General features: G+C 58.5%; 20 protein-coding genes and 1 pseudogene. 16 read left to right on the top strand and 5 right to left on the bottom strand.

Annotated elements, in window-relative coordinates:
* Window positions 1-29 precede the first annotated feature (29 nt).
* From AC1DNW_RS24040 to AC1DNW_RS24010, 7 genes are read left to right on the top strand one after another with little or no spacing between them, the layout of a single operon-like run.
* Window positions 30-1,595 carry an ABC transporter substrate-binding protein gene (locus AC1DNW_RS24040; protein ID WP_477854570.1) on the top strand — a complete coding sequence of 522 codons (1,566 nt, stop codon included), beginning with the start codon at window positions 30-32 and terminating at the stop codon, window positions 1,593-1,595.
* 56 nt (window positions 1,596-1,651) lie between these two features.
* Window positions 1,652-2,599, top strand: coding sequence for an ABC transporter ATP-binding protein (locus tag AC1DNW_RS24035; protein ID WP_477854569.1), 948 nt, complete (start codon window positions 1,652-1,654; stop codon window positions 2,597-2,599).
* A complete protein-coding gene (locus AC1DNW_RS24030; protein ID WP_477854568.1) occupies window positions 2,596-3,612 on the top strand; it encodes an oligopeptide/dipeptide ABC transporter ATP-binding protein in 1,017 nt (338 codons plus the stop codon). Before AC1DNW_RS24035 ends, AC1DNW_RS24030 begins: the two co-directional genes overlap by 4 nt.
* Window positions 3,609-4,526 carry an ABC transporter permease gene (locus AC1DNW_RS24025; RefSeq protein ID WP_477854567.1) on the top strand — a complete coding sequence of 306 codons (918 nt, stop codon included), beginning with the start codon at window positions 3,609-3,611 and terminating at the stop codon, window positions 4,524-4,526. The genes AC1DNW_RS24030 and AC1DNW_RS24025 overlap by 4 nt, the downstream gene beginning before the upstream one ends.
* 1 nt (window position 4,527) lies before the next feature.
* Window positions 4,528-5,394: an ABC transporter permease gene (locus AC1DNW_RS24020; protein WP_162748542.1), complete on the top strand. Its 867-nt coding sequence runs from the start codon at window positions 4,528-4,530 to the stop codon at window positions 5,392-5,394.
* A 16-nt stretch (window positions 5,395-5,410) separates the two neighbouring features.
* On the top strand, window positions 5,411-6,211 hold the full coding sequence (locus AC1DNW_RS24015; protein WP_477854566.1) for a glycerophosphodiester phosphodiesterase: 801 nt from the start codon (window positions 5,411-5,413) through the stop codon (window positions 6,209-6,211).
* The gene (locus tag AC1DNW_RS24010) at window positions 6,195-7,022 is read left to right on the top strand and encodes an inositol monophosphatase family protein (RefSeq protein WP_477854565.1); all 828 of its coding nucleotides are present in this window, start codon (window positions 6,195-6,197) and stop codon (window positions 7,020-7,022) included. Before AC1DNW_RS24015 ends, AC1DNW_RS24010 begins: the two co-directional genes overlap by 17 nt.
* Window positions 7,023-7,096: 74 nt before the next feature.
* On the opposite strand, the pseudogene AC1DNW_RS24005 reads toward AC1DNW_RS24010, so the two are convergent.
* The 4 genes and pseudogenes from AC1DNW_RS24005 to AC1DNW_RS23990 all read right to left on the bottom strand — a co-directional run.
* Window positions 7,097-7,325 (bottom strand): annotated as a pseudogene (locus tag AC1DNW_RS24005) (LysR family transcriptional regulator); the annotation flags it as partial.
* 323 nt (window positions 7,326-7,648) lie between these two features.
* Window positions 7,649-7,888: a hypothetical protein gene (locus AC1DNW_RS24000; RefSeq protein WP_477854594.1), complete on the bottom strand. Its 240-nt coding sequence runs from the start codon at window positions 7,886-7,888 to the stop codon at window positions 7,649-7,651.
* Window positions 7,889-8,226: 338 nt separating this feature from the next.
* Window positions 8,227-8,583 (bottom strand): winged helix-turn-helix transcriptional regulator, encoded by a 357-nt coding sequence (locus AC1DNW_RS23995; protein ID WP_477835084.1) that lies wholly within the window; start codon window positions 8,581-8,583, stop codon window positions 8,227-8,229.
* Between the two features lie 163 nt (window positions 8,584-8,746).
* On the bottom strand, window positions 8,747-8,872 hold the full coding sequence (locus AC1DNW_RS23990) for a hypothetical protein (protein WP_477854564.1): 126 nt from the start codon (window positions 8,870-8,872) through the stop codon (window positions 8,747-8,749).
* Between the two features lie 169 nt (window positions 8,873-9,041).
* On the opposite strand from AC1DNW_RS23990, the gene AC1DNW_RS23985 reads away from it, so the two are divergent.
* The 9 genes from AC1DNW_RS23985 (at window position 9,042) to AC1DNW_RS23945 (ending at window position 17,732) form a co-directional block, all read left to right on the top strand.
* Entirely contained in the window at window positions 9,042-10,718 is a 1,677-nt protein-coding gene (locus tag AC1DNW_RS23985; protein ID WP_477854563.1) for a putative bifunctional diguanylate cyclase/phosphodiesterase, read from the top strand.
* A complete protein-coding gene (locus tag AC1DNW_RS23980; protein ID WP_477854562.1) occupies window positions 10,705-11,196 on the top strand; it encodes a hypothetical protein in 492 nt (163 codons plus the stop codon). The genes AC1DNW_RS23985 and AC1DNW_RS23980 overlap by 14 nt, the downstream gene beginning before the upstream one ends.
* Before the next feature lie 20 nt (window positions 11,197-11,216).
* Window positions 11,217-12,365: a class I SAM-dependent methyltransferase gene (locus AC1DNW_RS23975; RefSeq protein WP_477854593.1), complete on the top strand. Its 1,149-nt coding sequence runs from the start codon at window positions 11,217-11,219 to the stop codon at window positions 12,363-12,365.
* Window positions 12,365-14,722 carry a SpoIIE family protein phosphatase gene (locus AC1DNW_RS23970; RefSeq protein ID WP_477854592.1) on the top strand — a complete coding sequence of 786 codons (2,358 nt, stop codon included), beginning with the start codon at window positions 12,365-12,367 and terminating at the stop codon, window positions 14,720-14,722. The genes AC1DNW_RS23975 and AC1DNW_RS23970 overlap by 1 nt, the downstream gene beginning before the upstream one ends.
* A 3-nt stretch (window positions 14,723-14,725) precedes the next feature.
* The gene (locus tag AC1DNW_RS23965; RefSeq protein WP_477854561.1) at window positions 14,726-15,286 is read left to right on the top strand and encodes a slr1658 superfamily regulator; all 561 of its coding nucleotides are present in this window, start codon (window positions 14,726-14,728) and stop codon (window positions 15,284-15,286) included.
* A 7-nt stretch (window positions 15,287-15,293) separates the two neighbouring features.
* Window positions 15,294-15,632, top strand: a complete 339-nt coding sequence (locus AC1DNW_RS23960; RefSeq protein WP_113295863.1) for a slr1659 superfamily regulator — start codon at window positions 15,294-15,296, stop codon at window positions 15,630-15,632.
* 462 nt (window positions 15,633-16,094) lie between these two features.
* Window positions 16,095-16,907 carry a DUF1206 domain-containing protein gene (locus AC1DNW_RS23955; RefSeq protein WP_477854560.1) on the top strand — a complete coding sequence of 271 codons (813 nt, stop codon included), beginning with the start codon at window positions 16,095-16,097 and terminating at the stop codon, window positions 16,905-16,907.
* A gap of 80 nt (window positions 16,908-16,987) precedes the next feature.
* Window positions 16,988-17,248 (top strand): hypothetical protein, encoded by a 261-nt coding sequence (locus tag AC1DNW_RS23950; RefSeq protein WP_477854559.1) that lies wholly within the window; start codon window positions 16,988-16,990, stop codon window positions 17,246-17,248.
* Window positions 17,249-17,405: 157 nt separating this feature from the next.
* On the top strand, window positions 17,406-17,732 hold the full coding sequence (locus AC1DNW_RS23945) for a hypothetical protein (protein ID WP_477854558.1): 327 nt from the start codon (window positions 17,406-17,408) through the stop codon (window positions 17,730-17,732).
* A gap of 136 nt (window positions 17,733-17,868) precedes the next feature.
* Here AC1DNW_RS23945 and AC1DNW_RS23940 read toward each other — a convergent pair whose 3' ends face one another.
* A complete protein-coding gene (locus tag AC1DNW_RS23940; RefSeq protein ID WP_477854557.1) occupies window positions 17,869-19,068 on the bottom strand; it encodes a mandelate racemase/muconate lactonizing enzyme family protein in 1,200 nt (399 codons plus the stop codon).
* Window positions 19,069-19,085 lie beyond the last annotated feature (17 nt).

Genomic DNA, 19,085 nt, shown 5'->3' with positions numbered 1-19,085 from the left:
CATCAACAGCATCTCGCCAGGAGAAACAGATGCTCAAGACAAGCCGCAGAAAGTTCATGATCGGCGCAAGCGTTGCAGCGCTTGCCTCGGCCACAAGTGCCCAGTTTGCCTTTTCGGCGGAACGCCGTGCGCTGAAGATCGGCGTCAATGGCATTCCCGTTACGCTGGAACCGATTAATGCGATCAGCAACGTCGGTCCTCGCATCGTCAACCAGATTTTCGACACGCTGCTTGCGCGCGACTTTTTCGGAAAAGGTGCATCGGGCAACGGCATCGATCTGATGCCGTCGCTGGCCGAAAGCTKGGAACGKATCGACGACAAGTCGGTCCGCTTCAGACTGCGCCAGAAGGTCATGTTCCACAATGGCGTCGAGATGACCGCAGACGACGTCGCCTACACGTTCTCCTCCGAACGGCTGTGGGGACCCGATGCGATCAAGACGATTCCACTCGGTGGCGCCTACTCGCTCGACTTCGACGACGCACTCGTCGAGGATAGGTACACGGTCGTCCTGCGCACGAAGACGCCGACCCCTCTGACCGAGTCCTACGTTGCGTCCTGGATGGGGCGCATCGTTCCCAAGGACTATTACAAGTCGCTCGGAACGGTCGCGTTCGGTAACAAGCCGGTCGGCACGGGCCCCTATAAGTTCGTCGAGTTCGGCGCCAACGATCGCGTCGTCGTCGAAGCCAATGACGACTACTGGGGAGTGAAGCCGACCGCATCAAAAATCACCTACCAGCTCGTGGCCGAACCGGCGACGCGTGTCGCCGGCCTCATCAGCGGCGAATATGATATCGTCACCACGCTGACGCCGGACGACATGCCGATGATCAATGGCTACTCGGATCTGGAAACGCGTGGAAACGTCGTCGAAAATTTCCACATGTTCACGTTCAACATGAACCAGCCGATCTTCCAGTCGAAGATGCTGCGCCGCGCGCTGGCACTTGCGGTCAACCGCCCGCTGCTGGTCGAGTCCCTGTGGCACAACAAGGCGATTATTCCGCACGGCTTCAACTTTCCGAACTATGGCAAGACCTTCGATCCCGATCGCCGCGCTCTGGCCTATGACATCGAGGAGGCAAAGCGCCTCGTGAAGGAAAGCGGCTACGACGGCTCGCCGATCACCTACCACACGATGGGCAACTATTACGCCAACGCCACCCCCGCATTGTTGATGATGATCGAGATGTGGAAGCAGATGGGCGTCAACGTGGTGCCGAAGGTCTATGCTCCCGGCGCAGCTCCGAAGGACCAGGACAGCTACATGCGCAACTGGTCGAACGGCCAGTGGCTGACCGACGCCTGGGCGACGATGGTTTGCGAATTCKGCCCGAAGGGCCAGGTTCAGAAGCGTTGGGGCTGGAAGGCTCCGGCGGAATTCAACGAGCTGTGCACCAAGGTCTCCCAGATGCCCGACGGCAAGGAGCGGTTCGACGCCTTCAATCGCCTGCGCGACATCTTCGAGGAAGAGGCGCCGGCGGTCATCCTCTACCAGCCGTTCGACGTCTACGCTGCCCGCAAGGACGTGCACTGGAATCCGATCAGCTTCGAGATGATGGAATTCCGCAACAATCTCAGCTTCGGCTGACGCCAGCAAACGAACTTGCGGCGCGCATTCGTGCGCACCGCATCCTGGAGGCGGCCATGTCCGATTTTCTGACCGTTCGCGACCTCGTCGTCGAGGTTCCCGCGCGGAACATCAAAATCCTCGACGGCATCAGTTTTTCGCTCGAAAGCGGGCAAACGCTCGGCCTCGTCGGTGAATCCGGCTGCGGCAAGTCGATAACCTGCTATGCGGTTGCCAGCATGCTGCCACGCGGCATTACCCGCGCGAGTGGCAGCGTGACCATCCAAAACAGCGCTCCAACCGGGGTGAAGGCAAAGGCCCCGAAGATCGCGATGATCTTTCAGGATCCGACCAGCAGTCTCAATCCAGTTCACACGATCGGCTATTATCTGGAATCGGCGCTTCATCGCCATCAAGGTTTGAAAGGCAGCGACGCAAGGCTGGAAGCGATGCGACTTCTGGAGCGCGTCGGCATCGATCGCGCCAGGAGCAGGATGCGTGCCTATCCTCATCAATTTTCCGGCGGCATGAACCAGCGTGTCATGATCGCTCATGCGCTTGCCGCGAAACCTCAATTGCTGATCGCCGACGAGCCGACGACAGCGCTCGATGTCACGATGCAGGCCCAGATCCTGCATCTACTCGAAGAGCTGAAAGCGGAGACCGGCATGGCGCTGATGATCGTGTCCCACGATCTCGGCGTCATCGCACGCCTCGCCGACAAAGCGGCCGTCATGTATTGCGGCAAGATCATCGAGACGTCGCCCGTGGCCGAACTGCTCCAGCGACCGGCGCATCCCTATGCGCGCGCCCTGGTCGACTGCATGCCAAGCATCGATCCGAACGATCTCGAACCGCCGGCTCCTATCCCTGGTTCCGTGCCGCTGCTCGATAGCCTTCCGCCGGGATGCCATTTTCATCCACGCTGTCCGCGCGCAAGCGCCGAATGCTCCGTCGGTTTCCCCGCCCCCGCCACCATCGGCCCCGTCCATGAGGCTTCCTGTTACCATCCGGTGGCCGCATGAGCGCGCCTTTCCTTCAGGCCACGGGGCTGACCAAGGTGTTCCGACACAAGACCGGCTTTTTCGCGAGGCCGACCAGCCAGCTTGCAGTGAAKGCGATCAGTCTGAACCTTGCGGCTCGCGAACGCATCGGTGTGGTCGGAGAATCCGGAAGCGGCAAGTCAACCCTTGGCCGACTTCTGCTCGGACTGACGGAACCGACAGGCGGCGACGTCTGCTTCGAAGGTGTCAATCACAAGCGGCGCCAGGCCGACGACTGGAGAGCATTCCGCATCCGCACCGCATTGGTACAGCAGAACCCGCTTTCAGCCCTTAATCCGCAAATGTCCATCGGGCAGCAGATCGCCGAGGGGCTGCTTGTACATCGCATCACCGATCGGGCGGGTGCCGACGAACGCGTCGCCGCCATGCTCGAGCGTGTTGGACTGTCGAGCGCGATGATGAACCGCTATCCTCACCAGATGTCGGGAGGTCAGCGACAGCGCGTGGTAATCGCCAGAGCGTTGATCCTCGACCCAAAGCTGGTCGTCTTTGACGAAGCCGTGTCCGCGCTCGACGTATCCGTTCAGGCTCAGGTTGTCGCACTCCTGCGGTCTCTCTGGCAGGAGCTCGACCTGGCCTATGTCTTCATCACCCATGATCTGCGTATCGTGCGCTATCTCGTCGATCGCATCGCCGTCATGTATCTCGGCCGCATCGTGGAGACGGGCGACATCCGATCTGTCTACGAATGGCCGCGCCATCCCTATACGCGTGCTCTGCTCGCCTCCGTCCCCAGCATGGACCCGACAGTTCGCAACATCGAGCCGCCCATCAAGGGAGAACTCGATACGTCGGCAATATCGAAAGGCTGCGCCTTCCGATCGCGCTGTCCCTTCGCGCTCGACAGGTGTGCAACCGAAACACCCGAGCTTCGGGCTGTGGCCGGCCAACAGACAGCATGTCATCGTGCCGAGGAATTTCCGCAGGCGATCGCACCGCAAAGTGCGGTAACGCAGAAGGAGATGGCGCTATGATGGCCTTCATCCTTGCCCGCCTCATCCGGGCCATCGTGGTCCTCTTATTCACCGTTACGCTCGTCTTTGTCGTTCTGCGGTTGAGTGGCGATCCCGCCCAGCAGATGCTCTCCGACAATGCTGGTCCCGAGGCGCTTGCAGCCTTCAATGCCAAATGGGGCCTGGACCGATCGATCCCGGAGCAATATCTGTATTACGTCGCAAATGCCCTGCGTGGCGATTTCGGCGTTTCGTTCGCGGACGGGCGTGAGGTCTTCACCGTCATCAGCGAACGAATTCCCAAAACACTTGCCGTAACGATCTCTGCCTTCATCCTCAGCATCCTGGTCGGCGTGCCGGCCGGGATCATTGCAGCCGTGCGGCGCGATGACGCCCTCGACAAGGGCGTGATGGCGGCAGCGGTACTAGGCTACAGCGTTCCGAACTTCCTGCTCGGCCTGGTCTTCATCTTTATCTTCGCCGTCTGGCTTCGCGTATTGCCGAGTTCGGGCAGTTCGACCTGGAACCATGCGATCCTGCCGGTCGCGACCTTTGCTCTGTTCAACGCGGCGGCCGTGGCGCGCTTCATGCGCTCCACCCTGATCGACGTGCTAGGCGAGCCCTATATCGCAGCCGCTCGCGCCGACGGCATCCCGCACTGGGAGATCATTCTCCGCCACGCGCTTCCCAATGCCGCGATCCCGATGGTGACGACACTCGGCTTCGTCGCCGGCGGCCTGCTCGGCGGCTCCGCGCTCATCGAGCCGGTCTTTTCCTGGCCCGGTCTCGGCAGCGGGTTCGTGAACGCGACAAACACCGGAGACCTCCCCGTGATACAGGCGATGATCGTGCTGTTTACKGCCTTCATGGTCGCGATCAACCTGACCGTCGATGTCCTCTATGCGGTTCTCAATCCGAAAATCAGGAAGCACTGACATGACGGCAGCGCCCTCATCCCGCTCGATGCGCAGCACGATATCGGCTCCGTTTGTCCGCATGCCGGGCAGCATCGCCCTATGCTGCGCATGGATCGCCGTCGTGGTTATCGCCGGCATCACGGGCCGATGGTCGGCCCCTTTCGATTATACGCATCAGGATCCGCTTGCGCGGTTCGCGCGGCCGCTCGCATCCGTCGCCCATCTTCTTGGAACCGATTACCTGGGACGGGACATCGTCAGCAATCTGCTGATCGCGACCCAGACGACATTGATGATTGCGCTCGTCGGATCGCTCATCTGCGCCTTGATCGGAACGAGCCTCGGCCTGCTTGCCGCTCATTTCGGCGGCTGGATCGACAATGCCATCATGGGCTTTGCCGATGCGATGGCGGCGGTGCCGTTTATCATCGTTGCGCTCAGCGTTCTCGCGCTCCTCGGTTCCAGCCCGCTGCTGTTCGTCTTTCTCGTCGGTTTTGCAAGCTGGGAACGCTATGCGCGACTGACGCGCGGCCTCGTCATCAGTGCCAAGGAAGAGGGCTATGCGGAAGCGGCCCGTATTGTCGGCGTTCCACCAATGCGCATTTATCTGCGTCATATGCTGCCGAACATCGCCGGTCCGCTCATCGTGCAGTTCACCATCAACTTCCCGGAAATCATCCTCCTGGAAAGCGGCTTGAGTTTTCTCGGGCTCGGCATCCAGCCGCCCGAGACCAGTCTCGGGCTGATGGTGGCCGACGGCCGGAACTACCTGGCGATCGCCTGGTGGCTCGCAGCATTCCCCGGTGCCGTCATCGTTCTCACGACCCTGTCGATCAGCCTGCTCGGCGACTACCTGCGCGACCGGCTCGACGCGCGCCTCCGTTAATTGAAAGGAAATAGGCATGAACCCGCTCAGAATGACGATTGAAAACATGCGCCTCGGCGGCCACCGCGGCCATAGCGCCGGCGCGCCGGAAAACACGCTCGCCGCATTTAAAAAGACTTTCGAGTTTGTCGGTCCGCTGGCCACCTGCGAGACCGATCTCAGCATCACCAGTGATGGCGAACTCATCCTGATGCACGATAAGACCGTCGACCGCACCACCAACGGTCACGGCATCGTGCAAAAGATGACCTATTCGGAAATCTCCAAGCTCGATGCGGGCAGCTGGTTCGGCCACGAATTTACCGGAGAGCGGGTCCCGCGGCTCCGCGATGCCCTGCAACTCGCCCGTGAACTCGGCATCATCTATCAGCTCGAGCTCAAGATCTACGACCGCAACGATGTCCTTTTCGCGAAACTGCGGGCCCTGATCGATGAACTGGGTTGCGCCGACCTCTTGCAGTTTTCTTCGTTCGACTACGTCCAGCTGAAGGCCGTGAAGGAGGTCATTCCCGACGTGCCGACGGTCGGTCTGATGCACTCCCGTCTGATCGACCCGGCTGCGATCGCCCGGCAGGCCAATCTCGATGCCATGAATATCGAGGTCTATCACTTCGCCAGCGGCGAGGCGCACCAGCTTCACGAAGAAGGCTTCGCCGCGTTCACCTATTTGCCGGCGGGATATCATGAAAAACTGATGCAGTATGGCGTCGATATCGAGGCGCAGATCATCCAATGGGTTCGTGAAGGCCAATTGGACCAGCTCCTCGGCGACGACGTGGCGCAGGTCACAAGGCTTAGGGATGAAGCGCGTGGTTGATACGCATGGCTATGCCTCGTCTGATCGTCCAGCCGAGGCTATCGTTGAAGACATCGCAAGGGAAGCTGGGGAACTGGCCTTGGCCCATTTCCGGTCGCTGGCTAGCCTGCCGGTCGAAAGGAAGGGGCACCTCGATCTGGTGACAAAGGCCGACAGGCAGGTCGAGGAATTCCTGGTCGCCAGACTGCGGGAAGCCTTCCCCGATGACGGAGTTTTCGGCGAAGAAGGTGGTGAAATTCCAGGTACATCTGGCCGTATTTGGGTCATCGATCCGATCGATGGCACATTCAACTTCGTTCGAGGCGGCCAGAACTGGGCGATCTCCATTGGCCTGTTCGAAAACCGGAGCCCTACGTTTGGGGTGATTTATGCCCCGATCCGTCAGCTGATGTTGGTCGGGGGGCGATCGGTCGGGGCACGGTTGAACGGCAAACCTGTCAAGCCGTTGCCAGCCCTGGACATGTCGGCAGCATCGGTCGGTTTCAGTTTCCACCCCTCCATCCCGACGTCAGACCGCATCGAGGTGGTGCGCTTCCTTTCAGACGAGTTGCAGATCAACTTCCGCTTATGCGGATCAGCGACGCTGTCGCTGGTCGAGGTTGCGATGGGGGAAACCGACGGCTACATCTCGCTTGGGGACTCGACTTGGGACGTGATGGCGGCCCTGCCAATCCTCGAGAGCCTCGGTCTTTCTCATACCATTGACTGGAGCCGTACCGGCCTTTCCGAGAAATTGCGGTTTGCATGCGGAAACGATGAGCTCCTGTCGATGCTAGTCCCGCTCCTGCGGAGCGTTACACATGCCGCGTGAGGAAATAGAGTCCAACTAATCTCCACTACATTGATTCCGGTCTCGCAAACGTTCACGGGCGACCGGCCATCGCTTCACCTGTCCGKCCACACCAGCGACCGGGCAATATCGATGATGTCATCGCGAGGGGGTCGGGTCCTCCCTGTTCCAGGCGACACCGAGTTCGATCTTGAAATCGACGCCTCGCACCTTCTTCAACTCGAAACCGCGGTTAGGCAGATCCTGTGTCCGTTCCGGCACGAAGCCGATGCCAAGGCCAAGACCGGCTGAGACAAGCGACACCAGCGAGAAGGTATCGCAGCACTAAGCACCACGCATCTTTCATGCTAGATTGGCGCTCCAGAAAATCTACCACCTCGAGCGAAACAGCCATGGCAGCAGGAAACAAATCGTCCCAGGCGGGAGCGCCACATAAACGTCACCACAAATTCAATGCCAAGCGAGACCCTAAGCCAGAAGTACTCGCCGAGGCCAATCGCACTGTTTTGCGGATTGCTCTCGCGGTGGGGATTGGTTTTCTCGTCGTCGTCGCCGTTCAGGTACTGTGGTAGCCGCCGTGCGATAAGCGAAACGACGCTAGCCCGGCGACCATGATCAATAAGGGACGGACGTCCGACCGCGTCGGCTCAATCCTGCGTCAGATCACCRACTTCACCGAARSCAGCMAGCAGTCTTGGCGARCTCATATCRCCCGTTTCGCTGTCGACCATCACTGAATAGGCTCCTACGCCAATAGACCTGGCCGACATCGCTAAAGCTATTTTCTCCGCAGACGTCCCATTCGAGGCCTGTCGCATGTCTCCTGGCACCAAGCCCGCCCGGTTGCGCTTGAACGGGACGACGATAAATTTCTCCGACAGCGACATCATTGATCTCCGGATGTTTCGAATGCGCGATTCAGGTCAGAGCTTCGATCTGCTCATCGAGCGCGCGTAGCCACTCGAGGTAGCGCGAGCGAAGCGGATGGTCCTCCGGTAGCCCCTCGAATTTTGATTGTGCTAGCTGACGTTGGTCTCTCAGTAGTTTCAGCCGACTCATCTCGCCCTCACCTTTGCAGTATTTAATGCGGTAAACCAAAAATGGCAGGTTTACCAGCTTTGTTCYTACTCTGTTCCAATTCTACCCGGACCGCAATTGACCTGGCGATCCGCGTGACAAGAATCGATGACGTGTCTGCGACAGCAAGACATATTCAGCCGCACATTCAAGCGCGGTCACTGTCGTATTCCGCCTGAGCGCGCTCCATCTCCGGCCCGTTGGTGATCGCCCATTCGTATAGCGCAGCAAACGGCTGACGCAGGGATTCCGCCATCGGCGTGATGGAATACTCGACGCCAACGGGTGCCGTCGGCAACACATGGCGCTCAACCAGCCCATTTCGCTCAAGCCGTTTGAGCGCATCTGCCAACGCCTTGTGGGTTATCCCATCCAAGCGGCGCATGATTTCATTAAATCGCGATGGTCGAGTGCAAAGAACGCTAAGGATCAACACCGACCATTTGTTGCCAATCTGCTCGAGGATCGGCCGCGCCCGCCTGGCGTCGATCAAGGCTTCCTCCATGACCTTCTTGTTCGACTGTCTTACTACTGAAATATGGGAAACCGGACCTTTGCGGGTTTCGGGCATAGATATACTCCACGATATCAGCTTTACAGTTAGTGCGTATTTTAGCGTTGATATAGAACGTATACCTTTTCCWTGCATCGAAAAAATTGCAAGGAGTTCACATGAGACTCGCCTGCTCGGCGGTCGGGTCGAGCTTGTATCGTATCCCCGGCTGATCCTCATGCTGCAAAGCAAGACGTGAGGCTCTCGCCAGCGTGCTGGGTTCGTTGTCAATCAGTGGCATTGGCCCGTCCACTCGCCCCGCTTTGGTGGCGGGTGCGATCGGCGTGGAGGAGGTAAAGCTCCGACACTATGCTTGTTTCTATTATTTCAAACAGCTGCTACTAATATACACTCTTAAAGTGCCTTAGAGTGTCGGTTCAGCTTGTAGGAAGCAATAGAGGCCAGGAAGCATGACAAAGCCCCGATCAAGCTGGCAGGGACCTTCAGCTCCCGCCGCCGCGACGGAGGGTAAATTCGACAGGCTCTTCCTCTTCGATAGCCAGTTCAATCTCGTTGCCTGCCCTTCAAATATTGAAGCGGCTGCTAATCTCGGTCCGAACGCATCCCTTCCGGAAATGTATCCTAATTTGGATATGTCCGTGGTGGCCCGGTACGCGCAGTCAGGGGACCCAGTTCCCCTCCGCCTGTCGCCTGTCCTCTTCGCCGGGGAATCTGGGCACCTCACGATATTTGCGGCTGGAAACTTCCTGGCCGTGGTGCAGTCCTATCGACCGGATCACGACGAGCGCAACACCCTCCTGCACCAGGCCCATCACGATGCGTTGACAGGATTACCGAACCGTCGACAGTTCAGCAGCGACCTCAGCGATGGGTTGCGGGGAATCGACGGCGGCCCCGACGTGGTCTCCCTAATGCAGTTGGACCTCGACGACTTCAAGCCCGTGAACGACACCCTCGGCCACCCGGCCGGAGACAAGCTTCTCCAGCTCGCAGCCAACCGCATTGTGAGCTGCCTCGGCAGCGAGGATCGCGCATATCGGCTTGCGGGTGACGAATTTGCAGTGATTTCGCTTGGACATGGACATCCGGCACGAAGTCGGGAGCTCGGCGAGCGCCTGGTCCGCGCGTTCAAAGATCCCTTTACGCTCGATGGCATCGCTGTGTTCGTCGGCTTGAGCGTGGGGATATCGGTGGCACCTGTCGATGGCCGGGATCCGGAGACGTTAATGAAGGCATCCGATGTTGCGCTTTATGCTGCAAAGACGGAAGGCAGGGGACGAGCGAGCACGTTCGAGGCGAAAATGCTTCACATCATCKAGCAGCGGGAATTGCTGCGCCGAAGTCTTCGCATAGCCTTGGAAAAACAGCAATTCTCCGTCGAATATCAGCCCATCGTGGAAAGCTCTTGCGTCGTAGGATTCGAGGCACTCCTACGCTGGAAGCATCCCTTGCTCGGCCACATACCACCTTCCGTTTTCATCCCGATGGCTGAACGTGACGGGCTGATGCCGGAGATCGGCTCCTGGACCTTGCAACAGGCGTGTCGACAAGCGCTCGACTGGCCGGAAGATTTCACTCTGGCGGTCAACGTGTCTCCGGCCGAATTCCTGTGGGACGGACTTACGGACCGAATTTCGCAGACACTGGACGAAATCGGACTTCCGGCCGAGCGACTGGAACTGGAGATTACCGAAAGCGTCCTCCTCGAGCGCACCGTGAACAATCTGGACACGCTCAACACGCTCAGCATCCTGGGCATCCGGATTTCCCTCGACGACTTCGGGACCCAGTACTCCTCGCTGAGTTATCTGAAGAATTTCCCCTTCGACACCATCAAGATCGACAAGTACTTCGTCGCGGATATCGAGACCAATCCGAAAAGCCAGGCCATCGTACGTGCCATCACCGTGCTTGCGCATGACCTCGACATGCAGGTGACAGCAGAAGGTGTCGAGACCCAAGCGCAGGCGCAATGGCTGACGGAAATCGGATGCGATCGGATCCAGGGGTTTCTCATCAGCGCTCCCCTTTCGGTCAACTCCTTGAAGAAGTTCCTGTCTACGCCGGATCGGCGGCATAGCGCGACGTACAATCGCACCGAGTCACCTAACCATGCGCGACCTTGAGGGCTGTAAATTGAAGCCGATGGCGGCATTGGAATTGGACTCGGGTCTCCTGATGGCGGAATGGGCACTCTGCGACCGCGTCGTCGAATACCTTGCCCAGGTTGCGGGCCAAATGCACGAGGATGCAGCACGGTACTMCAATTTCCTGTCGCTGATCGTCAACGAGCTGGTGGAACTGGCCTTCAAGACGTCCTCCGGAGAAGGAACCGTCAAATTCGAAGTTCACAAGGACGTCGAAGATTTGCGCATAAGCGTAGGCTACCAGTGTCGTGAAGACGATTGCCAGAACATCGTTCGGCTCATCAGGGAAGCATCGGCAGAAAAGCTTCGACCGAGCGCCGCTAGCGCGATCACCGATGATGAGTTGCGCTTAGTTCGCCTCGCAAAGCTGTTCCACGTTGAACTGTCAGCGCACGCTGCGCCGTCCGGTCGGATTGCAATCGCATCGTCGTTGAAATGGCGCGGGGAGTTCCATTGAACGCGAATCTCGGCAAGTTCATGCTGCAATTCGACCCAACAAACCAGGAGATCGCTCTCGTTGGGAAACTGAGGCCGCGATCCCCAATCGACATTCGCGAGATCCTCGGTCAGGTGAGGCATGGCCTCGACGCATGCAAAGGCGTCGCGTACCTGAACGTCAAGAGACTGACCAACATCAACCAAACCGCATTCCATGCCTTGGGAGAGGTCCTCTCATCCGTATGCTCACACAGAGCTGACTTCAGCGTCGTGGTCGTGACATCCAGCGTGATATCCTGGTCGGCCACGCTGTTCCGTGAATTGGCGGAGAGAGAGCCGAACATCACGGTCCAGGTCTACGACTCCGCATTCTATCCCGKCCAAACGTTCGTCGAGGACGAGAGCTTCATACCTATTCTGCGGACACAGACGAAGATGACGTGGAGGCACGAACGTCAGATGCTACCTCGTCACGGCCTGCGGAGCGGCGCAGTTGTCGCCGATATCTGTTGCGGCATCGGCGATTTTGCCACTCTTATACACAAGGAATTCAGCCCTGCCCGTCTGGTGGCATTGGACCACTCGAAACGAAGCCTGGAATACGCACGCCGTGTAGCAGCCGAATTCGGACTTTCGGGCATCGAATACACCTATGGTGACGCCTCGCAGATGCTTCTCGGAGACAACCTGTTCGATTTTGTTACCTGCCGCCACTCGCTCCAGATTTTCGACAGGCCCGACCTGCTGCTGCGGGAGCTTCATCGCATCTGCAAGCCGGGGGGCCGGGTCTACATCACCAATGAGAAAAATTCACACTGCCTCGGCGAGCCACATTCGCAGTCCATCCAATGGACCTACAACGAAGTCGCCAGGCTTTTCAGCCACTTCGATATGGACGTCGAGATGGGCCCGAAGAGCAGACGCTTCCTGACGGATGCGGGTTTCGAGCAAATCCAAGTCGAGAGCTTCATGGTGACCAATCTCGATGGCGACCCGCAAGACTTTGCCGACATGATCGAGGCTTGGGAGAATGTCTATGCTGGGGAAATGGCGGTGCGTCGTGGAGATACTCCTGAGTTCATCAGAAAATTCCGTCAGGGTTTCCGAGACCATATAGCCGCTGCCCTTCACCCCAAGGGATATGCCGGATGGCCCATCTGGGCAGCCTCGGGACGGAAGCCGTTCTAATGGATGACACCTCTGCCAGATCCTTTGTTCGATGGGACTCGTTCCGAGCCAAGTTCATCCTTTTGGTTGGTGGCGCGGTGCTGTTCGACCTGCTGGTCAGCGGCGGTCTCGCCCTATGGAATGTCCAACGACTATCGCGCAACGCAACCGTCGAGGTCGGGCATGGCCTTGAGAATGCCAGCCAAGACTACCTGCAGACATACGCGAGCTCCACCGCTGCCCAAGTCTCGCTCCTGCTCGGTCAAGTTCACAGCGACGTGTCCACGCTCGCAGGCGTCATGCAGGCTCAGATCGACGATCCCGCAACCGGTGCTGATGTCGGTAGCTCAGTTTCAAAAAGCTCGCCAGGCAGCGTAGAGGTAACGTACAATGTCGGGGGGCGATGGGCGCAGAATGCGCCAGGAACCTCGTCGGTCGTTAGCGCGTGGGGCTATCTGCTCGGACCCGACAACATGCCCCGCGCTGACGTGCAGGCGGACATCAACACCAGTGCGGTACTGAACCTCGTAGCCCCGAGTTTGCTAAAAACCGGATCCGCGAAGCTGCAGATGTACTACATCGGTCCGAAGGAGAGGCCGATCTTCAGGACTGCTCCCTACACCGATCAGGCGCAGACGTTTGACCGCCTCTATCCCGGCCACAACGATGCGAACTTCTGGGACTTCTTCTTTCCGGGCCTGTATGAGTCATGGCAGAGCTGGACGACGGATCCCAAGCTGCGGCCTGCCTCCAGCGACATCACGCAGACTGCGCCCTACACCGACGCCATCACCGGAAAGCTCATCGTTAGCTTCTTCCATCCCCTGTGGTCCCCGGACAGGAAGAAAGTTGCGGGCACGGTCGGAGCGGACATCACGCTCGATCAGCTCGCCCAGATCGTCGAGAACGTGAAGGTCGCGCAGTCCGGGTTCGGGTTTCTGTCGATGTCAGATGGAAACGTGATCGCGATCAACAAGGCTGGCGAGCAAACGATCGGGGTGAATGCCGCAAGCGAAGGCAACGGCAGCGGCGTAGCTGGCATCGAGCGATCGCTGAAGACTAGCACTCAGCCGTCAATCGTCAAACTCGCCTCCGACCAGCGGGAAGGAATAAGGCACCTGCTTTTGAATATAGGCGGCAACGAAGTGCCTTTCATGGTCATCATGAAGAACCTTCCCGCAACGAATCTTTGGTCATCGGGGCCCGTGAAGGCTGAAGCAATGTCCCTTGGCATCGTTGTACCGGAACAAGAAATCTACGCGTCCCTGGTGGCCGCCCAGGCCAAGATCACCGACGCGACCAATCGCATCGTTCTCTATCAGATCCTGGCGATCCTCGCGTCGCTGATCATCGTACTCATCGCGGTCGTCGCGGCCTCCAAGCGCATTACGGCAGGAATCAGTGCGTTGGCGAGTGCCGCTCGGAAAATCCAGGCGAAGGACTATTCCGTCCGCGTAGCTGTCACCAGCCGGGACGAAGTCGGCGAAGCTGGCGAGGCTTTCAACAGGATGGCCGAGGAGATCAGCTTTCACACCGAAAACCTCGAGCAGATCGTAGCCGAGCGCACCGCTGAAATCGAGGACGCCAAGGAGGAGATTTCGACGCTCAATGCACAGTTGGAGCGGGAAAACCGACGGCTAGGAACAGAGCTGGCCGTTGCGGAGAGAATCCAGATGATGGTCCTGCCGCTGGAGGAAGAGTTGCAATCGTTTCCAACCCTCGAGGTAGCTGGATACATGAGGGCCGCTGAAGAGGTCGGCGGCGACTACTACGACGTTCTCGAAAGCGGCGACAGGCTCAAGATCGGCATCGGAGACGTCACGGGTCACGGCCTGGAAAGCGGTGTCCTCATGCTGATGGTCCAGTCGGTGGCGCGCGCACTTCAGGAAGCCGGCAGCACCGACCCGGTGAAATTTCTGACTGATCTGAACAGTGCCCTGTTCAAGAATATCGAAAGAACGAAGATCGACAAGCACATGACGCTGGCCTTCCTCGACTACGACGGCACGGACATGGTGCTGTCCGGACAGCACGAGGACGTCATCGTGGTGCGGGCAAACGGGGACATGGAACGGATCGATACCATCGATCTTGGGTTACCGATCGGCCTGGAAGCCGACATCGCCCCCTTTGTGAATTCCGTCAGGATACCGTTCGAGAAGGACGACCTCATCCTGCTTCACACCGACGGCGTCACGGAGGCGGAGAACAGCTCCGGGGAGCTCTTCGGCATCGAGAGACTGTGTAACGAAGCACTGCGCCTGAAAGAAAGGAGCGCAAACGCAATCGTGTCGGGGATCGTAACCGCCCTGATGGAATACGTGGGCACCCAGAAAATACGTGACGACATCACCCTCCTCGTTTTGCGGCACAGGTGAGCTATGGCTAGAAGATTATATGGCTCGATCGACTTGGCTGAGACCAATTTGCAGCGCGGTGCGCGGCTCACGCTGACAGACGGGCCATTGCAGCTTGGCTGGAGGCATTCGGGCATTACATCCGACTTCATCGCGGGCGTGATGGCGATGCCCTACGCCTCCAGCAAGCAACATTACACTGTGGTTCATCACAGCATCGGGTACCTCGCTAACGAACTGATCGAGAACGCAGTGAAGTTCCGGCTGCCTTCATCGATAGAAATCCAAGCCTGCCTTCGCTCGGCGGAGTTCCTGCTGCGTGTGAGGAACCCGATCGCGCTCGAGAGTTCGKCAAGGTTTCAGCGGACGCTTGATCATATGCTCGAGAGCGATCCCGGCGACCTGCTTATTCGGCAGATCGAAGCAAATGCGCTGGCTGATTCAAACGCCTCCGGCCTCGGTCTGTTAACGCTACTCAGCGATTACGGAGCAAGGATGACTTGGGAATTCGATGACTATGGCGAGGGCAGCGTTATGCTCACTACGACTGCAGCAGTGTCGGTACCGATGGTTTCCAACATGTGAGGGTACAATGGAAATTCGAGATGAAGATTTCAGAGTGTGGGCAGAAGGCAGCGAGGTCTTCTTCGAAGGAACCCTAAGGCTTGCAGGGCCAGACGCGTACGCGCCGATATTCTCCCTGGCGTCCGGCATTCTTTCCGGTCACCACGCCCGCGTGTCTTTCGATCTGACCGGACTTGAGTTTCTCAATTCTTCAGGGATCAACCTGCTCGCCAAATTGACGATCGAGGCTCGAAAGCGCCCGGAAGTCCAACTTGTGGTGAAAGGCACGAGCCAGTATCCGTGGCAGACCAAATCTTTGCCAAACTTGAAGAAACTATACCCGCAGATCGACCTTCGCCTTGCTTGACTGCGCTCGTGGCTCGGTCAAATTGCCTACTGACTTGTCCGACGAGCAGACGGCAATGCCGCTGCGATCTTCCGCCATCCGTAGCCGGTGATACCGGGCGTTCTCAACATTTGCACGGTTTCCACGTCACCGAGGTCGCGGACGGTTTAAATCCCAGCTGGTGCAGTTTGTCGAGCACCGCAGTTTCAGCTCGAAATCTTCGAGATTCCGTGGACGCGACGGCATCATGCCCCCTCTATCGGATCAACTCACAGATTGGCAGTTTTCGGAGCCTTCCTGCAGCAAATTTTCCCGATGGCAATATTGACAGGCGCGTTCGAAACGAACTGGTCGCCTCACGGAATGAACATCGGATCTCACTTGGAACAGCGTGAGAACACTGACATCCAAGCGGGTCCGCCTGTCGGTCATCGCGGAACCGAATTCGCGGTTTCTCGTTGTGATGGCAACGGGGGACCCAACATGAATAAATCAAAGTTTGAGTKGCTAGCTCGTTCAGGATACGGCGCGAGGGGGATCGTCTTTCTCCTGGTTGCCGCATTGGCCATGTTTTCAAGCTTTGGCGGCAGCAAGGCCGACACAAAATCAGCTCTCGACGTGCTGCTAAACCAGCCCCTCGGCCAGGTCTGGCTTGCATTGATCGGCCTGGGTCTACTCGGCTTCGTCGCATGGCGGCTCGCTCAGTCGCTTGCCAACGCCGACAATCATGATCGTAGCGCGAAAAGCTATCTGATCCGGGCTTCGCTCTTCGGCAGTGCGTTCACCTACATCGGTCTGGCAATCTACGCGTTCGAAGCAGCGATAGGTGCAGGACCTGGCGGCGCTAGCGGAGAACAGGGCCTCGCTGCCTGGGTCATGTCTCAACCTTTCGGCCGATATCTCGCTGGAGCGATAGGTGTCGGATTCATCATCGGGGGCGTCATCACCGCGCTCAAAGGCTTGACCCGCCGCTTTGAACGCTATCTCGATCTTCGGCAAAATCGTCTGCTCTTTTTGGTCTGCGTCTACGGCCTCTTAGCTCGTGGCGCGGTCTTCGCCATTATCGGCATCTTCTTTTGTTATGCAGCCTTCAAAGTGGACCAGAGTCAGGCCGGAAGCATGAGCGAGGCCTTGTCATGGATCAGGCAACTTCCCTTCGGCAGCATTCTATACTTTGCGGTCGCCATCGGCCTTGCCGCTTTCGGCATCTACAACCTGGTCGAGGCGCGGTATCGACGGGTGCATTCTCCAAACCTCTCGGCTGTCCGCAGAGAACTGCCGACGTTAAGCCGGTAAGAGGCTACGTCGACAACATGATCGAGGCAGCCCAACAAAGTCGACCATGATGGCTATGACGGCATTTMTCGGCGTCGCTTGTGTTGCTGCATCCGGCCCGCTTGTCGGCAGCGGGTGCCCTGCCCCCAGGTGTCGGCGGATCGAACGCGCACTGGAGCAGCAATGCCGCCAAGGGCAACCGTCCGCCTCGCCCATCCCTACTAAACGCGACGGAAGTTGAAGACATTCTCGCGAAGATTCGCAGCATCAAAGCCATGTTCGAAACGGCGATCAGCGTCGTAAAGCATCACGCTGAGCGGCAGAACCAGTTGACCTCCGGCTCCGCTCCCGCTGAGCTTTGAAACGCACCAGAAGTGCGGCAGGTGCGACCTGAGGAGACGGATCATCCCGGAAAAGTTCTCAATCTTGTGTCATTGTTGAACTTCCGACGGCCAACTTCGTTATCGGGATAGATCGCGATGCCGCGACCGCCCCTTCGCAGAGAAGTGGATCAAAACCATGAAGACGTTACTGCTGACCGCTGTTGTCGCCCTCATTGCGACCCAGTCTTTTGCGATCTCACGGCTCAATCCGCTTTCGATGAGCTGTGCAGGCGCCCGTGCGGCCGTCCATAATCAGGGTGCGGTCATCTTCAGATGGACATCGCCAAGGGGTTTGCCGCTGTACGATCGGTTCATTCGAAATAGCCGCTTCTGTGACGCCAATGAATATGCTGAGTGGAGGGGTATCCCGACCCGCGATGATCGCGCCTGCCAGGTCTTGGCATGCCGAAACCTGGACAGCCGACCCGGTAGCGGGTTCTTCATTCCCGACTACAGTCTGTAGCGAGCCGCCGCCGTACCCGATTGCGACAAGACTATGAATATCGGCCTTCATTCCGTGGTTGCAGATCGATACCAACTATTTCGATAGGCCCTATCACCTGTTCCCCGACAAGACCGGCACGGCAGGTGGGTGAGGATCAGTCGAAAAAGCCCGCATCCTCTTCCATGAGATATCTCCTGGCCCCTTCAGCGTCGATATCGAGGCCGAGCCCCGGCGCTTCCAGCAGGTCGACCATGCTGTCCTTCACGATCTGCGTCGGCAAGCCGATTACCAGATCCTCCCACCAGGGGTCGGAGGCGCTCGGATATTCGAACGCGACGTAATTTGCCGGCAAGGTGGCGCAGACATTGATCAACGCACCAAGTCCCAGCAGGCCGTTAGCGGTGCCGTGCGGTGCCATCAGGATCGAGTGCATATAGGCGTGCTCGGCGACCCATTTGAGCTCGGMAATGCCGCCAATATCGGCTGGATCGGGGCCGATGACGCGCACCGCCTGCGTCTCGATCAGTTCCTTGAAATTGTGCCGCAGATAGATCTGCTCACCAGTGTGGATCGGCGTCGAGGTGGAGGTCGTCAGCTCCCGATAGGCCTGCGGATTGACCCACGGCACGTAGTCGCCAGTCAGCATGTCCTCGAGCCACATCAAATTGTACTTCTCGACTGCGCGCGCGAACTTGATCGCATCGGGCAGCATCCAGCCTGGGCCGCAGTCGAGTGCCAGGCTGACCTTGTCGCCCAGCACTTCCTTCATCGCGATCACACAGTCGAGCATGTGATTGAACCCGCGCTCGCTGATCACGCCCTGATCCATGGCACCGTGATAGCCGGCCTTCTTCTGCGTCACGCCGTAGTGGAAGTCCTCGATCGTGTCCTTCATGTTGGAGTGGAACGAGATTCCTTGCTTGACCATGAAGAAGTTCTGCGGCTGTTCCATCATCCATTTGACGTCAKCCGCGTAATCCTCCGGCCGGTCGCCCGTGCGTTTCTGGCGAATAGAGCCGTTGTAGACGCGCACCTTGTCCCGCACCTTGCCGCCGAGCAGTTTGTAGACGGGCACGCCCGCGGCCTTGCCGGCAATATCCCACAGGGCATGCTCGATAGCGCTCACCGCCGCGCCGTACGGCTTGAAAGAGCCGCGCTGGCGGATCTTCAACATCACTCTCTCGACGTCGGTCGGATCCTCGCCGATCAGTGCCTCGCGGAAATGCAGCACAAAAGGCTTGAGGTAGGACTTGGTGAATTCGACTTCACCCAAGCCATAGAGGCCCTCGTCCGTAACGATGCGGACGATCGGGTGTTTGCCGATTACGGCGCAGCGCAGATCGGTGATCTTCATCTTCGTTCCTTTTCGCT

It is taken from the genome of Rhizobium sp. 05L429 (assembly GCF_056397645.1).
The sequence above is the reverse complement of the archived record's forward strand: the minus strand, read 5'-3'. Positions and strand labels throughout refer to the sequence as shown.

Coding starts and splice junctions, on each gene's coding strand:
- AC1DNW_RS24010 (WP_477854565.1), top strand. CDS start 6,195: ATGAAGCGCGTGGTTGATACGCATGGCTATGCCTCGTCTGATCGTCCA.
- AC1DNW_RS23945 (WP_477854558.1), top strand. CDS start 17,406: ATGAAGACGTTACTGCTGACCGCTGTTGTCGCCCTCATTGCGACCCAG.
- AC1DNW_RS24020 (WP_162748542.1), top strand. CDS start 4,528: ATGACGGCAGCGCCCTCATCCCGCTCGATGCGCAGCACGATATCGGCT.
- AC1DNW_RS23995 (WP_477835084.1), bottom strand. CDS start 8,583: ATGGAGGAAGCCTTGATCGACGCCAGGCGGGCGCGGCCGATCCTCGAG.
- AC1DNW_RS23970 (WP_477854592.1), top strand. CDS start 12,365: ATGGATGACACCTCTGCCAGATCCTTTGTTCGATGGGACTCGTTCCGA.
- AC1DNW_RS24015 (WP_477854566.1), top strand. CDS start 5,411: ATGAACCCGCTCAGAATGACGATTGAAAACATGCGCCTCGGCGGCCAC.
- AC1DNW_RS24035 (WP_477854569.1), top strand. CDS start 1,652: ATGTCCGATTTTCTGACCGTTCGCGACCTCGTCGTCGAGGTTCCCGCG.
- AC1DNW_RS23960 (WP_113295863.1), top strand. CDS start 15,294: ATGGAAATTCGAGATGAAGATTTCAGAGTGTGGGCAGAAGGCAGCGAG.
- AC1DNW_RS23990 (WP_477854564.1), bottom strand. CDS start 8,872: ATGCCACTGATTGACAACGAACCCAGCACGCTGGCGAGAGCCTCACGT.